The sequence below is a fragment of the Brevibacterium rongguiense genome (assembly GCF_009857845.1).
GTDB lineage: Bacteria > Actinomycetota > Actinomycetes > Actinomycetales > Brevibacteriaceae > Brevibacterium > Brevibacterium rongguiense.
In genome coordinates, this window is sequence record NZ_WWEQ01000067.1 from 1 (window position 1) to 15167 (window position 15167).

13 protein-coding genes and 2 tRNA genes are annotated in these 15167 nt (G+C 70.5%); 4 read left to right on the forward strand and 11 right to left on the reverse strand.

Translation table 11 applies throughout. The features are described 5' to 3' along the window. Positions 1-64: 64 nt before the first annotated feature. On the reverse strand, positions 65-736 hold the full coding sequence (locus GSY69_RS12005; protein WP_160954080.1) for a TetR/AcrR family transcriptional regulator: 672 nt from the start codon (positions 734-736) through the stop codon (positions 65-67). Positions 737-973: 237 nt separating this feature from the next. Between GSY69_RS12005 and GSY69_RS12010 the strand changes: the two genes are divergently transcribed. Beyond that, a complete protein-coding gene (locus GSY69_RS12010; RefSeq protein ID WP_160954081.1) occupies positions 974-1819 on the forward strand; it encodes a fumarylacetoacetate hydrolase family protein in 846 nt (281 codons plus the stop codon). Between the two features lie 94 nt (positions 1820-1913). After that, the gene (locus GSY69_RS12015) at positions 1914-2828 is read left to right on the forward strand and encodes an oxidoreductase (RefSeq protein ID WP_160954082.1); all 915 of its coding nucleotides are present in this window, start codon (positions 1914-1916) and stop codon (positions 2826-2828) included. 66 nt (positions 2829-2894) lie between these two features. On the opposite strand, the gene clpX is transcribed toward GSY69_RS12015, so the two are convergent. From clpX to GSY69_RS12060, 9 genes are all read right to left on the reverse strand, one after another. After that, positions 2895-4166, reverse strand: a complete 1272-nt coding sequence (gene clpX / locus GSY69_RS12020) for an ATP-dependent Clp protease ATP-binding subunit ClpX (protein WP_160954083.1) — start codon at positions 4164-4166, stop codon at positions 2895-2897. Between the two features lie 203 nt (positions 4167-4369). Beyond that, entirely contained in the window at positions 4370-5014 is a 645-nt protein-coding gene (locus tag GSY69_RS12025) for an ATP-dependent Clp protease proteolytic subunit (RefSeq protein WP_160954084.1), read from the reverse strand. A gap of 20 nt (positions 5015-5034) precedes the next feature. Then, positions 5035-5664 carry an ATP-dependent Clp protease proteolytic subunit gene (locus GSY69_RS12030; protein ID WP_328698865.1) on the reverse strand — a complete coding sequence of 210 codons (630 nt, stop codon included), beginning with the start codon at positions 5662-5664 and terminating at the stop codon, positions 5035-5037. 237 nt (positions 5665-5901) lie between these two features. Further along, on the reverse strand, positions 5902-7533 hold the full coding sequence (gene tig / locus GSY69_RS12035; RefSeq protein WP_160954085.1) for a trigger factor: 1632 nt from the start codon (positions 7531-7533) through the stop codon (positions 5902-5904). A gap of 263 nt (positions 7534-7796) precedes the next feature. Next, positions 7797-8432, reverse strand: coding sequence for an ABC transporter permease (locus GSY69_RS12040; protein WP_160954086.1), 636 nt, complete (start codon positions 8430-8432; stop codon positions 7797-7799). Further along, the gene (locus tag GSY69_RS12045; RefSeq protein WP_160954087.1) at positions 8429-9109 is read right to left on the reverse strand and encodes an ABC transporter permease; all 681 of its coding nucleotides are present in this window, start codon (positions 9107-9109) and stop codon (positions 8429-8431) included. The genes GSY69_RS12040 and GSY69_RS12045 overlap by 4 nt, the downstream gene beginning before the upstream one ends. 3 nt (positions 9110-9112) lie before the next feature. Then, positions 9113-10282 carry an ABC transporter ATP-binding protein gene (locus tag GSY69_RS12050; protein ID WP_160954088.1) on the reverse strand — a complete coding sequence of 390 codons (1170 nt, stop codon included), beginning with the start codon at positions 10280-10282 and terminating at the stop codon, positions 9113-9115. Between the two features lie 13 nt (positions 10283-10295). Beyond that, entirely contained in the window at positions 10296-11243 is a 948-nt protein-coding gene (locus GSY69_RS12055) for an ABC transporter substrate-binding protein (RefSeq protein ID WP_160954089.1), read from the reverse strand. 187 nt (positions 11244-11430) lie between these two features. After that, positions 11431-11504 (reverse strand) — tRNA-Pro (locus GSY69_RS12060). A gap of 183 nt (positions 11505-11687) precedes the next feature. Here GSY69_RS12060 and GSY69_RS12065 point away from each other — a divergent pair. After that, positions 11688-11761 (forward strand) — tRNA-Gly (locus tag GSY69_RS12065). Between the two features lie 243 nt (positions 11762-12004). Continuing rightward, positions 12005-12415: a GNAT family N-acetyltransferase gene (locus tag GSY69_RS12070; RefSeq protein WP_160954090.1), complete on the forward strand. Its 411-nt coding sequence runs from the start codon at positions 12005-12007 to the stop codon at positions 12413-12415. Between the two features lie 240 nt (positions 12416-12655). Here the strand turns inward: GSY69_RS12070 and katG are convergent, their stop codons facing one another. Continuing rightward, the gene (katG, locus tag GSY69_RS12075; RefSeq protein WP_160954091.1) at positions 12656-14947 is read right to left on the reverse strand and encodes a catalase/peroxidase HPI; all 2292 of its coding nucleotides are present in this window, start codon (positions 14945-14947) and stop codon (positions 12656-12658) included. Positions 14948-15167: the final 220 nt, after the last annotated feature.

Here is a 15167-nt window from a genome sequence, read left to right on the forward strand (position 1 = left end):
GCCAGCGGTGCGAACCGGCCCCCGCCGTCCTCGCGGCTGAGGGCTGGCGGAGCCGCAGCGCCGCTCAGACCGCTCGCTCGGGCGCGGCCGGCAGCGCCGGCAGCGGGCGGGCGCACACCTCGGCGGCCTCTGCCGGCGTCAGTCCGAGCAGGCGCAGGTTGTAGGCGGCCAGGTCGACCGTGGGGTCGCGGTCGGGCACCGGGCTGCGCTGGTGGGCGTGGATGGCGCTGAGCACGGACCCGAATGCCACCTCCTCGGCCATCGGGAGGTTCGGGATGTCGAAGCGCCCCTCGTCGATGCCCCGCTGCATGTCGCGCGAGGCGCGGGGGCCGAGTGCTGCGACGAGGCTGGGGTGCGCGATGCCCAGGCGGACGATGAAGCCGCCCCAGACCGGATCGGATGCCGCGGTGGACATGAGGTGGCGCAGGGAGACCGCGATGACCTCAGCGGGGTCCGCCATCGTCGCCGTCAGCGCATCGATGCGCCGGCCCAGCGCCTCGACCTCCTCCTCGATGAGGGCGGCCACGGTGTCGTCCAGGCCGGTGAAGTAGTTGTAGAACGTGCCGGTCCCCACGTCCGCCCGGGCGGTGATATCCGCCACCGCCAGCGCGTCGAGGCCCACCTCCGCCAGTCGCGTACGGGCGGCATCGAGGAGCCTCCTGCGCGTCTGCCTGCGCTTGCGCGCGCGGCGGTCGCCGGTCGCCTCGCCGCCGGTCCGGTCTGCCCCGTCTGCCATGCCGCGTCCTTCCGCTCGCCCTGCGCCACCGGCCGATGTCCGGCCGTCCGTCCAGATTCTCACAGCCGGGGGTTGCGCAGCAGCACACGGGCGTGCAGACTGTATACAGAACTGAAAGTGAATCATGATTCACATATGAGTTTCAGTTCAGTGCTGGCTGCCGGCAGCGCGCCTGCCCACCAACGACGATGGTGCAGCGACGACCCGCCCCCACGGGCGGCAGACGAAGGGAACACCATGCGATTCCGCTCCTACGCCTCACCCGACCGGGGAGCGGTGCTGGCCGCCACCGCCGGCGGTGCCTGGCACGACCTCGGCTCGGCCGACCTCGTCGACATCATCGCCGACGGCCGCCAGGCCGACGCGACGCTGCTCGACGGCGCACCGGAGCTCAGCACCCGGGGCCTGTCCCTGCTACCGCCCGTGCAGCGGCCCGGCAAGATCCTGTGCGTGGGCCTCAACTACGTGGACCACGCGGCGGAGAGCCCGTACGAGAACGTGCCCGACTACCCCACGTTCTTCACCCGGTTCGCCAGCACGCTCATCGCCGACGGCGACGCGATCATCCGCCCGCGTGCCAGCGCCGAGCTCGACTTCGAAGGCGAGATGGCCGTCATCATCGGCACCGGCGGACGCCATATCCCCGCAGACGACGCCCTTGCCCACGTGGCCGGCTATTCGGTGTTCAACGATGCGTCGATCCGCGACTACCAATTCCTCACCCCCCAGTGGACACCCGGCAAGAACTTCGACGCCACGGGCGCCTTCGGCCCGGACTTCGTCTCCGCCGACGAGGTCCCGCCGGGCGGTGCGGGCCTCAGCCTCGAAGTGGACCTCAACGGCGCTCCGATGCAGCGGGCCAACACCTCGGACATGGTCTTCAGCACCGCCCAGCTCATCGCCCTCGCCAGCGTCTGGACCACGCTCGAGCCGGGAGACGTCATCGTCTCCGGCACCCCCGCAGGGGTGGGCTTCGCCCGCAGGCCGCAGGTCTACATGGCGGCCGGCGACGTCGTCGAGGTCAGGATCGAGGGCATCGGCACGCTGCGCAATCCGGTGGAGGACGAGCTGGAAGCGCTTTGAGCCGACCGCCCCACACCCCAGACGGCCGCGCACGCGCCCGCCGGGCAACCGCACCGCCCAGACAGCCGCACCACCCAGTCAAAGGAGACTGACCATGCGACCTCTCATCCAGCGCCTCGGCTACCTCGTCGTCGATGCCATCGACCCCCACGCGGCCGCGCGGGACACTGTGAACATCGTCGGGGCGCGCATCGTCGAGGAGTGCCCCGATTCCGTCGCCCTGTCCTCGAACCAGCGCCACGCGGAGCTCATCATCCGCAAGGGGACCGCCAACGCCCTCGTGCGCTGCGGGCTCGAAGCAACGAGCGCGGCCGCCGTCGAGCAGGTGCGCGCCAACTGCGAGGCTGCGGGCCTGCGCATCCTCAGCACCGAGCCCTCGCTGCCCGGCATCGAGGCGGCGGTGACGTTCGCCACCTCCGAGGGCCACGTCTTCGAAGTGCACACGCCGATGAGCGCCGATCGTCCTGCCCGCTACCACGGCCCCGGGGCGCACCCGCGGGCCCTCGACCATGTGAACTTCACTGCGGTCGATCCCCGGGCGTGGGCGGACGAGATGCAGGCAGCGTGCGGTCTGCTGCTCAGTGAGCGGACGACGGGCTACGAACTCGCCTGGCTGCGCGCGGCCGACGGGCGCCACCACACGGTGGCGGTTGTGAAGAGCCACTCCCCCGGCATCCACCACATGAGCTGGGAATTCCCGAGCTTCGATGACTTCAAGAACCTGGCGGACGCCCTCATCCCCGATGCCCGGAAGCTCACCTGGGGCCCGGGCCGCCACGGAGCCGGCGACAACCTCTTCCTCTACTTCGCGGACTCGGCGGACTTCCTCATCGAGTGCGTGGCGGAGATGGAGGTCATCGACGACGAGGCGGCGCCCGTGCGGATCTCCGCGGCGGGTGAGAACCTCTCGAACTGGCGGGTGGTCAACCAGTGGGGCGCCCTGCCGCCCACCGAATGGGTCGAGCACCACTCCCCGCTCGCAGCGCTCGCGGAGGACCGCGCGGCCTGACGCCGCGCACGACAGCGCCGGGCCCCGCCTCCATCACGAGGAGGCGGGGCCCGGCGCTGTGCGCTGCTAGGCGCTCTTCTTCTTGCGGCGCTCGGCGATCTCGCCGCGCGGCACGAGGGTGGGCGCCACGTTGTTCTCCACGACGTCCTTCGTCACGACGACGCGCTCGACGTCGTCGCGGTCCGGAACGTCGAACATGACGGGCTGGAGGACTTCCTCCATGATCGAGCGCAGTCCGCGGGCTCCCGTGCCGCGCAGCAGCGCGAGGTCCGCGATCGCCTCGAGCGCCTCGTGCTCGAACTCGAGTTCGACGTTGTCGAAGGAGAACATCGCCTCGTACTGCTTGACGAGCGCGTTCTTGGGCTCCGTGAGGATGGACATGAGCGCCGCGCGATCCAGGTTGGACACGGTGGCGAGCACCGGGAGACGGCCGATGAACTCCGGGATGAGCCCGAACTTGTGGAGGTCCTCCGGCAGCAGCTGCGCGTAGAGGTCCTCCTCGTCCTGCTTCGAGGCGATGAGCGCGCCGAACCCGATCCCGTGCTTGCCCTGGCGCGAGGCGATGATCTCCTCCAGGCCGGCGAAGGCGCCGGCGACGATGAAGAGCACGTTCGTCGTGTCGATCTGGATGAATTCCTGCTGCGGGTGTTTGCGCCCGCCCTGCGGCGGCACCGAGGCCTGCGTGCCCTCGAGGATCTTCAGCAGCGCCTGCTGCACGCCCTCCCCGGACACGTCGCGGGTGATCGAGGGATTCTCGGACTTGCGGGCGATCTTGTCGATCTCATCGATGTAGATGATGCCCGTCTCCGCGCGCTCGACGTCGAAGTCCGCGGCCTGGATGAGCTTGAGGAGGATGTTCTCCACGTCCTCGCCGACGTATCCGGCCTCGGTGAGCGCCGTGGCATCGGCGACGGCGAAGGGCACGTTGAGCTTCTTGGCCAGCGTCTGGGCCAGATAGGTCTTGCCGGAGCCCGTGGGGCCCACCATGAGGATGTTGGACTTGGCGATGTCCACGCCGGACCCCGCGTCCTTCTCCTTGAGCGACTTGATGCGCTTGTAGTGGTTGTACACGGCCACGGCCAGCGCCTTCTTGGCGGGCTCCTGGCCGATCACGTACTCCTGGAGGAAGTCGAAGATGGCGCGCGGCTTGGGGAGCTCGATCTCCTCGGCGGGCTCGGCCGCCTGGTTGAGCTCCTCTTCGATGATCTCGTTGCACAGGCCGATGCACTCGTCGCAGATGTAGACACCGGGTCCGGCGATGAGCTTGCGCACCTGCTTCTGCGATTTGCCGCAGAAGTTGCACTTGAGAAGGTCTGCACCTGAGCTGCCTCGGGCCACGTTCACAACCTTTCGCGGGGGGAGTCAGCCCCCATCGTACTGAAGTCCGCCATGCGGCGCTCCCAGCATCGCACACGCGTGCGAGTCGGGCGCGCCCGCGGCAACAGGGGGCGTGTCGGGCCGGTGCGGCGGGGAGGGCACACGGCCCTCCCCGCCCGGCGCTCGCGGCGCATGCCGCGTCCCGCCGAGGGGCGGGGCCGGGCTCAGGCCGTCTTGCGGGAGCTGAGCACCTGGTCCACCAGGCCGTACTCCTTGGCCTGCTCGGCGGTGAGGAACAGGTCGCGCTCGATGTCGTTCGAGATCTGCTCCGGTGTCTTGTTCGAGTGGTGCGAGAGCGTCTCCTCGAGCCACGTGCGCATGCGCAGGACCTCGGCGGCCTGGATCTCGATGTCCGAGGCCTGGCCCTGCCCCTGGCCCTCCATGGCGGGCTGGTGGATGAGCACGCGGGCGTTGGGCAGCGCGAGGCGCTTGCCGGGCGCGCCGGCGGCCAGCAGCACGGCGGCCGCGGAGGCCGCCTGGCCCAGGCACACGGTCTGGATCTGCGGCTTGATGTACTGCATCGTGTCGTAGATCGCGGTGAGCGCGGTGAATGAGCCGCCCGGGGAGTTGATGTAGAGCGTGATGTCGCGATCCGGATCCTGCGACTCGAGCACGAGCAGCTGGGCCATGACGTCGTCGGCCGACGTGTCGTCGACCTGGACGCCCAGGAAGATGACGCGGTCGTCGAAGAGCTTCGTGTAGGGGTCCTGGCGCTTGAAGCCGTAGGGGGTGCGCTCCTCGAACTGCGGCATCACGTAGCGCGACTGAGGCATCTGGCCGGCAGCCGACCAGGGGGCGATGTTCGTCATCGTTGTCTTCCTTTGCTTCGTCAGTTCAGGGCGTTTTCGCCGTCGACGTCCGAGGCGCGCTTGACGACCTTGTCGATGAAGCCGTAGTCGAGCGCCTCGTCAGCGGTGAACCAGTGGTCGCGGTCGTTGTCCTTGAGGATCTGCTCGAGCGACTTGCCGGTCTGCTCCGCGGTGAGCTCGGCCATCTGCTTCTTCATGTGCAGGATGAGCTCGGCCTGGATCTTGATGTCCGTCGCGGTGCCGCCGATGCCGCCGAGCGGCTGGTGCATGAGGATGCGCGCGTGCGGGGTCGCGAACCGCTTGCCCTTGGCACCGGAGGACAGCAGGAACTGGCCCATCGAGGCCGCCATGCCCATGGCGACGGTGCCGACGTCGGGCTTGATGTACTGCATGGTGTCGTAGATGGCCATGCCGGCGGTCACGGAGCCGCCCGGGGAGTTGATGTAGAGCCAGATGTCGCGCTCCGGATCCTCGGCGGCCAGCAGCATCATCTGCGCGCAGATGACGTTGGCGTTGTCGTCGCGGACGTCGGAGCCCAGCCAGATGATGCGCTCGCGCAGCAGCCGGTTGAAGATGTGGTCGTCGAGGCCCATGCCCCCGGGGTTGCTCTCAGCAGCCGTGGGCTGGGCGAACAGCTCGTCGCTCGTCACGTTTCACTCCTGTTGTTCTTCGTCGATTTCTTGAGACTCTAACCGGTGGGTGCGGGCATTTAGTCCTGGCGACGGCGCTGTTCGCCATCAGCGTGACGATGGCCCCGCCGCTGCCCCGGCCGGTCCCCGCGCGGGTGCGGAACCGGGTGCGGCGCACACGCCGCGAGGGCGGGCGCAGCGGCTGCTGCGCCCGCCCTCGCGGCGGTCGAACCCTGCGGGGCGCAGGGCCCCGGCGGCTCACTTCTTCTCGTCGGCCTTCTTCGCGTCCGACTTCTTGGAGTCCGACTTCTTCGCATCGGCCTTCTTGGCATCCGCCTTCTTCGGCTCGGCCTTCTTGGCCGGGGCCTTCTTGGCGGCGGGCTTCTTCGCGGTCTTCTCCTCGTCATCGGCGGCGTCGGCCTTCGCAGCCTTCTTCGCCTCCGACTTCTTCGCCGGCGCCTTCTTGGGCGCGGCCTTCTTCGCAGGCTTGGCCTCGGCCTCGGCACCCGCGGCGGACTCGGCGCCGGCGGCGGCCTCATCGGCCTCATCGGCCTCGGCGGCGGCCTGCGCGGCGGCGGCGCCCTGGGTCGCCTCCTCGTCCTCGCCCTCGCCCTGGGGGGTCGTGAACGCGGTCATGTCGACGGCCTTGCCGTTCGTGTCGACCACGGTGGCCTCGGCGAGGACCGCGGCGAGGCCCTTGCGGCGGCCCACCTCGGAGACGATCGCGGGGACCTGGCCCTGCGCGTCGAGCGCCTGGGCGAACTCGTTCGGGTTCATCCCGTACTGCTGCGCGGCGGAGATGATGTACTCGATGAGCTCGGGCTGGCTGACCTCGACGTCGGCGGCCTCGACGACCTCGTCGAGGATGAACTGGGTGCGCAGGGTCTTCTCCGTGTCGGCGGTGACCTCTGCCCGGTGCTCGTCGTCCTCGGTGCGGTTCTCCTGCTCGAGGTGGCGGTTGACCTCCTCCTCGACGAGCTTGGCCGGAACCGGGACATCGGTGGCCTCGATGAGCGCCTCGAGGACCTTGTCGCGGGCCTGGACGCCCTGCTCGAACTCCTTCTGCGACGCGGCCTGCTTCTCCAGGTCCTCGCGCAGCTCGGCGATCGTGTCGAACTCGGAGGCGAGCTGGGCGAAGTCGTCGTCTGCGGTGGGCAGCTCGCGCTCCTTGACGGCCTTGAGCTCGATCGAGACCTGCGCGTCCTCGCCCGCGTGCTCGCCGCCGGCCAGCTTCGTCTCGAACGTCGTCTTCTCTCCGGCGGAGAGGCCGTCAAGGGCCTCGTCCATGCCGTCGAGCATGGTGCCCGCGCCCACCTGGTAGGAGATGTCGGAGGCGGAGTCGATCTCCTCGCCGTCCACGGAGGCGCTGAGGTCGAGGGTGACGAAGTCGTCCTTGGCGGCGGGGCGCTCGACGGTCTTGAGGGTGCCGAAGCGGCTGCGCAGCTCATCGAGCTGGGCATCGACATCGGCCTCGGTGACCTCGAAGGGCTCCACCTCGACCTTGAGCGAGGAGTACTCGGGCAGCTTCACCTCCGGCTTGACGTCGACCTCGATGGTGAAGGACAGCGTGCCCTCCTCCTTGCCGTCGAGCCCGGGGATCTCGCTGATCTCCACCTCGGGCGTGCCGAGCGGCGTGATGTCGTGCTCGTCGATCGCCTGGCGGAAGAAGCCGTCGAGGCTGTTGTTCACGGCCTCCTGCAGCACGGCGGGGCGGCCCACGCGCTGATCGATGATGCGCGCGGGGACCTTGCCGGCGCGGAAGCCGGGCACGGAGACCTGCTTGGCGATCTCCTTGTAGGCCTCGTCGATGCTCGGCTTGAGCTCGGCGTACGGCGCTTCGATGCTGAGCTTGACCCGGGTGGGCTCGAGGTTCTCGACGGAGCTCTTCACTGTTTACCTCTCGTTGCGGCGGACACTGTGCGGGCCAGCGGGCCCGCGTGACGTTCGGCGTCCCGCTCTCCGGCGCGCGGGGGCGCGGCGCGGCAGGGCTGGGACTGACTGACCACTCTAGTCGCGCGGGGCGAGGTTGTGCACACCGGGCCGTGGCCTAGCAGGCCCCACGGTGCCGTGTTCGCGCTCAGCGCAGGACCGCGGGGGCACGCGCGGCACCGGTGCGCACTCCGGCGGCGCCCCCGGGTGTGCGGGACGTCGTGCTACGCCGAGGCGCGGACCGGCCCGCGCAGGCGCGCGCGGCCCGCACCGGGGGCCAGGAGGCGAGCGGCGAGGGCCAGCAGGCCGTCGACGAGGACGGCGAGGCCCGCGACGAGGACGGCGCCCAGGAGCACCTCGCCGTAGTCGTAGACGGCCAGGCCGTCGAAGACGAAGCGGCCCAGGCCGCCCAGGTTGACGTAGGCGGCGATCGTCGCCGTCGCGATGACCTGGAGCGCCGCCCCGCGGAAGCCGGAGACGATGAGCGGCCCGGCGTTGGGCACCTCCACGCGCCAGAGGATCTGGCTCTCCGTCATCCCCATGGCCCGCGCGGCGTCCACGGCGGAGGCGCCGGCCGAGCGGATGCCGGAGCTCACGCCCGCGATGAGCGGTGGGATCGCGAGGATGACGAGGGCGACGATCGGGGGCATGAGGCCCAGGCCGAACAGCAGCACGAGGAGCGTCATGAGGCCCAGGCTCGGCAGCGCGCGCAGGGCATTGGCGCCGGCGACCAGCGGCATGCCGCGCCCCGTGTGGCCCACGAAGAGGCCGATCGGCACGGCGATGAGCGCGGCGATGGCCACGGCCAGTGCGGAGTAGCCCAGGTGCTCGGCGAGCCGGGTGCCGATGAGCGCGATCATGTCCGCGCCGCCTTCGCGCCGCGGGCCGCGGCGGCCGACTGGTCGCCGGCCCGCGCCCAGCGGGTGAGCGCCCACCCGATGAGGGCGAGGACCCGGTCGACGACGAGGGCGAGGACGAGGATGGCGATGAGTCCCGCGATGATCTGGTCCGGATAGCTGCGCTGGTAGCCGGTGGTGAAGAGGTTGCCGAGTCCGCCCACGCCGATCACGGCCCCCACGCTGACCATGGACACGTTCGTCACGGCGACCACGCGCAGCCCCGGCAGCAGGACGGGCACGGCTAGGGCCAGGTCGACGGTGAGGGTGCGGCGCAGGGGGCCGTAGCCCATCGCCTCGGCGGCCTCGCGGACATCGCGGGGCACCGCGTCGAGCGCATCGAGGGCGGTGCGCAGCAGCAGGGCCAGCGAGTACAGGGACAGGGCGATGACGACGTTGGCCGGGTTGAGGATCGCCGTGCCGATGACGGCGGGGATGACGACGAAGAGCGCCAGGGAGGGGATCGTGAAGACGATCCCGGCGATGACGACCGCGATCGTCCGTGCCGCGCGGCGCCCGCGCAGCACGGCGGCCAGCGGGACGGCGAGCAGCAGGCCGATCACCGTGGGCAGGATGGCCAGCAGGGCGTGCTGGGCGAACAGGCCCGCCACGATGTCGATGTTCTGGATGCCCCAGCGCACGTCTCAGACCTCCGTGTCCGCGGCGCCCGGGCGCCCGCCGCCGGCGGGCGTGGTCGTGTCGATGCGGGCGAGCACCGCGGTGCGGTCGATGAACCCCGCGAAGGCGCCCGCCTCGTCCACGGCGATGCCGGGCCCTGCCGGGGACGAGAGGACGGAGTCGAGCGCCAGGCGCAGGTCGCCGCCGCGGTGGCACAGTGTGCCGACGATGACGGAGCCGGCGGGGCCCTCCCAGCGGACCGGCTTGGACTCCGCGTCCAGGCGCAGCGCCCAGTCCTCGCCCGCCACCTCGGCGGCGGGCCGGACCAGTGCGGGATCCGGACCGGGCAGCGGGGGCGTGACCGGCACCTCGGCGGCCTCGAAGCCCAGTGCCCGGAACCCGCGGTCGCGGCCCACCATCTCCGCGACGAAGGCATCGGCGGGGTTCGTGAGGATCTCGCGGCCTGTCGCGAACTGGTGGAGCCGGCCGCCGGGGCCGAAGACGGCGAGGCGGTCGCCCAGGAGCAGGGCCTCGTCGATGTCGTGGGTGACGAAGACGATGGTCTGCGACAGCTGCCCGCGCAGCCGGATGAGCTCCTGCTGGAGCTCGCCGCGCACCACGGGATCGACGGCGCTGAACGGCTCGTCCATGAGGAGGACGGGCGGGTCCGCGGCGAGCGCGCGGGCCACGCCCACGCGCTGCTGCTGGCCGCCGGAGAGCTGCGCGGGATAGCGGCGGTCGAGCTCCGGGTAGAGGCGCACGAGGCGCAGCGCGGCCTCGGCGCCCTCGCGCGCCTGGTCCTTCGACCGGCCGTCCAGGCGCAGCAGGGCCGCGACGTTGTCGAGCGCCGTGAGGTGCGGGAACAGGCCCGCGTCCTGGAGGACGTAGCCCATCGAGCGGCGCAGCGCGGTGGGGCGCTGCCCCGCGATGTCCTGCCCGCCCACGAGGATCCGCCCCGAGGTGGGGGTGACCATCCGGTTGATCATCCGCATGCTCGTGGTCTTGCCGCAGCCGCTGGGACCCACGAAGGCGGTGAGCGAACCGGCGGGCACCTCAAGGCTGAGGTCGTCGATGGCCGTGGTGCCGTCCGGGTACGTCTTCGTCACCTGCTCGAAGACGATGGACGGCGCCGAGCCGGCTGGGGCGTCGGTACCGCTCGCGGCGGTTGGCTGCTGGGAGGAGGCGCTGGAAGCCATAGCCGTCCCGGCCTCAGCCGAGCCCCTTCTCCTTGAGCCAGTCCTCCGCGGCCTTGGACGGCTCCGTCTTCGCGTCACCGGAGACCTCGTCGTTGAGCTTGCGCAGCTCATCGGTGGTCAGCTGCTTCGAGACGGCGTTGAGCGCGTCCTTGACCTCATCGCTGGCGCCATCGGCCTTCATGACCGGGATGACGTTCTGCGCCGGGAAGTTGTCCTTGGGATCCTCGAGGACGACGAGCCCGTTTGCCTTGATCGCCGGGCTGGTCGTGAAGATGTTGGCGGCCTTGACCTTGCCGTCGGTGAGCGCCTTGACCGTTGCTGGGCCGCCGCCGTCGGAGATCGCCTCGAACTTCGCGGGCTTGACGCCGTAGAGCTTCTCCAGGCCGGGCAGGCCCACCGAGCGCTTCTGGAACTCGGGCGGGGCGCCCACCGTGAGGTCTGCGTTGTGGGCCTTGAGGTCGCCGATCGACTTGAGGCTCCACTGCTTGGCGGTGTCCGCCGTCACCGTCATGGAGTCCTTGTCCTCGGCCGGGGCCTTGTCGAGCATCGTCAGCCCCTTGGCGTCGAGCGCCTTGGGCAGCTCCGCGTCGATCTTCTCCGGGCTGCTGATGTCGGCCTTCTCGTCGAGGAAGCTCAGCAGGTTGCCCGTGTAGTCCGGCACCACGTCGATCGAGCCGTCCTCGAGGGCGGGAATGTAGGCCTCGCGGGAGCCGATGTTGAACTTCTCCTCGACCTCGACGCCCTTGGCCTTGAGCGCACCGGCGTAGAGGTTGCCGATCACCTCGGACTCCGGGAAGTTGGCCGAGGAGACGGTGACGGTCTTCGAGTCGCCGTCCTTCTTGTCGTCACCGCCGGAGAGGGGGTCTCCGCCGCAGCCGGCCAGGCTGAGGGCGCCCACGAGCGCGGCGGCGGACAGGGCGAGCGCACGGCGGCGCGCGGGGGCGTGAAGTGTGGGGGTCATAGTGCGCGATCTCCTCGTAGGGTTGAAAACCGGCCGAGTGCGGCGGATGACTGAGCGCGTTCGCTGCGACTCCGGACTGAGCCCACGTTAGCCGATGCGCGCGGTGCGTGGGGGCGGTCGGCAACAACTTCGGTTGTCGGAACCGGCGAGGCCCTTACAGGACGGGGCACGGTCGGGCGGGGCACGGTCGGGATGACAGGATTTGAACCTGCGACCCTCTGCTCCCAAAGCAGATGCGCTACCAAGCTGCGCTACATCCCGGTACAGGTACGACGCCCTGCAACGCCACCATCGTAGCGGGTCGACACGGCCGGTCGCGCGACGCGCACGGCAACGGCATCGGGGTGAGGCCGGGGCGCACCGGGACGGGACCGGAGTGCGCAGTGGGATCGCCGTGGGATTTGGCATCGCCCTGGGGGTGCACTACAGTCAACGGAGCAACTCGGGGATGTAGCTCAATGGTAGAGCCTCAGTCTTCCAAACTGATGGTGCGGGTTCGATTCCCGTCATCCCCTCCACCGGTGTTCTGCCTGGTGAGAGCGTTTAATTCGGTGTGGAAACAGCAGCCTTCCTTGCCGCTCAACTCCAATTCGTGCCCCAATATGACCCAACGGGGTGCGTCGTGGGACGCAGACACGATGACTCGACTACGTTCGGCCAGCCGCGCGCGGTCCCCGTTCGGAGCGATTGACCGCCTGCCGCCCGGCGCTTAGACCGCCATCCCCCACGGCCTGCCTTCCGCACCGTGGTTCACTGGGGCGATGATCACCTACGAGACCGCGCAGCACGCCGTCCATCCCGCGCAGGCCGAGGAATTCTTCGTCGGCTGGCCCGCGCCGCCCACCCCGGAGATGCTCGTGCGCGTCATGGACGCGAGCCACCGGCGGGTGTGGGCGCTGGAGCGCGGGCGACCGGTGGGATTCGCCAATGCCATCAGCGACGGACTGCTCACCGCCTTCATTCCGTGGCTGGAAGTGCTGCCCGGTCATCAGGGGCGGGGCATCGGGTCGGAGCTGCTGCGCCGCATCGTCGCCGAACTCGACGGCATGTACTCGATCGACCTCACGTGCGACGAAGAGCTCGTGCCGTTCTACACCGCGCGCGGGTTCACGGGCATTGCCGGTGCCGGTATTCGTAGGCCGGGTGCGCTGCGGGCCGTACTCAAGTCCTAGGCGCGCCCAAGCAGCGCAGTGGGCTTCGCGGCCGGGCCCGCGGATGCGCTGGCGGGCAGTCGCTGCCCGCCACCGGCCTGCGACCCGCCGAGGTCGACAGCCTCGCACTCCCCCCTGCTGCGGCGGCTCGCTCGCCTCGCCGCACACACGGCGGCAGACATAGCGAAGGGCCCGGACACCGTGGGGTGTCCGGGCCCTGCTGCATCAGCCGCTCGGCCTCAGCCCAGCGGCCGCAGCGCCTCAGCGGTGCAGGTCGAAGCGGTCGTTCTCCGCGACCTTCTGCCACGCGCGGGCGAAGTCGCGCACGAACTTCTCCTTCGCGTCATCGCTCGCGTAGACCTCGGCCAGCGCGCGCAGCTCGGAGTTCGAGGCGAACACGAGGTCCGCGCGCGTGCCCTTCCACTTCTCCTCACCGGTAACGGCGTCGACGCAGCGGAAGACCGTGCGCGCCTCGTCCTCGGCGATCCAGTCGTTGCCGAGCTCCAGGATGTTGACGAAGTAGTCGTTCGTCAGCTGGCCCGGACGATCCGTGAGGACGCCCAGCTGCGAATCCTGGTAGTTCGCACCCAGCACGCGCATGCCGCCCACCAGCGCCGTCATCTCCGGCGCCGTGAGCTTGAGCAGCTCCGAGCGGTCCACGAGCAGGTGCTCGGCGGGCACGCGGACGGCATCGGACTGGTAGTTGCGGAAGCCGTCGGCGGCCGGCTCGAGGAACTTGAACGCCTCGATGTCCGTCTGCTCCTGGCTGGCATCGACGCGGCCCGGGGTGAACGGCAGGTCGATCTGGACGCCGGCATCGGCCGCCGCCCTCTGCACGGCCACGGCCCCGCCCAGCACGATGAGGTCGGCGAGCGAGACCTCGTACGGCGCGTGGGCCGCATCGAAGTCGCGCTTGATGCCCTCGTAGACGTCGAGCACCGCAGACAGCTGCGCCGGCTCGTTGACCTCCCAGTCGCGCATGGGCTGCAGGCGGATGCGCGCGCCGTCCGCGCCACCGCGCTTGTCGCTGCCGCGGAAGCTCGAGGCCGAGGCCCAGGCCGTCTTCACGAGCTGCGAGACGGTGAGCCCGGAGTCCAGGATCGCCCGGGTGAGGTCCGCGATCTGCGCCTCGCCGATCACCTGCGCGGGCCGCGCGGGCAGCGGGTCCTGCCAGATGAACTCCTCCTGCGGCGCCTTGTCGCCCAGGTACCGGGAGCTGGGGCCCAGGTCGCGGTGCGTGAGCTTGAACCACGCGCGGGCGAACGCCCGCGTGAACGCGGCCTGGTCGTCCTTGAACCGCCGGGAGATCTTCTCGTACTCCGGGTCCACGCGCAGCGCCACGTCCGTGGTGAGCATGCGCGGCTCGCGGAAGGCATCGGAGTGGGCCATGGGGACCATGTCACGGCCCGCGCCGTCCTTGGGCCGCCAGTGGATGTGCCCGCCCTCGCCGGTGGTGGGCTCCCACTCGTAGGCGAAGAGGATGTGGAAGAACTCGTTGTCCCACCGGGTGGGGTGGTAGGTCCAGGTGACCTCGATGCCGGAGGAGACCTGGTCGTCCCCGCGCCCGGTGCCGTAGCTGTTCTTCCAGCCCAGGCCCTGCTGCTCGAGCGGTGCCGCCTCGGGCTCCTCGCCCACGTACTCGGCATCGGGCGCCGCGCCGTGGGTCTTGCCGAACGTGTGGCCGCCGGCGATGAGCGCGACGGTCTCCTCGTCGTTCATGCTCATGCGCCCGAACGTCTCGCGGATGTCGTGGGCCGCGAGCTCCGGGTCCGGGTTGCCCTCGGGGCCCTCCGGGTTGACGTAGATGAGGCCCATCGTCGTCGCGCCGAACGGCTTCTCGAGCTCACGGGTAGTCGTGTTCGTGCCGTTGTAGCGCGCGTCCGTGCCCAGCCAGGTGGTCTCGGCGCCCCAGTAGACGTCCTCGGGCTCCCAGACGTCGTCGCGGCCGCCGGCCCAGCCGATCGTGTCGAGGCCCATCTGCTCGAGGGCCACCGTGCCGGCGAGCACGAGGAGATCGGCCCAGGACAGCGCCTGGCCGTACTTCTTCTTCACGGGCCACAGGACGCGGCGGCCCTTGTCGAGGCCCACGTTGTCCGGCCAGCTGTTGAGCGGGGCGAAGCGCTGCTGCCCGGCGCCCGCGCCGCCGCGGCCGTCCATGACGCGGTAAGTGCCCGCGGAGTGCCAGGCGGTGCGCACGAGCAGCGGGCCGTAGTTGCCGAAGTCCGCGGGCCACCAGTCCTGGGACTCGGTGAGCAGCGCGGAGATGTCCGCCTTGACCTCGTCCAGGTCGAGCTTGGCGAACTCGGCCGCGTAGTCGAAGTCCGGGTCGGTGGGGCGCAGCTCCTGCGGGTTGTGCGCGAGGACGCGCAGGTTCAGGTGCTTGGGCCACCACTGCTGGTTGGCGTCGCCCTCGGTGGGGCTGAGCAGGCGCTCGCCCATCGCATCGGGCTCGTCGACGGCCTGGTTGATCTGCGGGGCGTGGCCGTGCTGCGGGACGGGCTCGTCCTTGCCAGCGCCGTGGGGCACGGGGCAGCCGTTCATGGGGTCGGTCATGTCTTCCTCCTGTGGTGCTGCGCCCGGCTGCGGGACCGGGCGCCTGCGTGGTTCGGTGCTGTCTTCGTGCTCGGTGACGCGGTCACCGAGGCGGCGGGCCTGTGCCTGTGAGCCTAGGCCAGCCGCGTGCGCGGGCAGAGGGCCTGTCCGGCCAGCGGGCACGCGCCCGCGGCCTCCCACCGCCGAGGCGCGGGCCGGCACCCGCGCCCGCGCGCCTCGG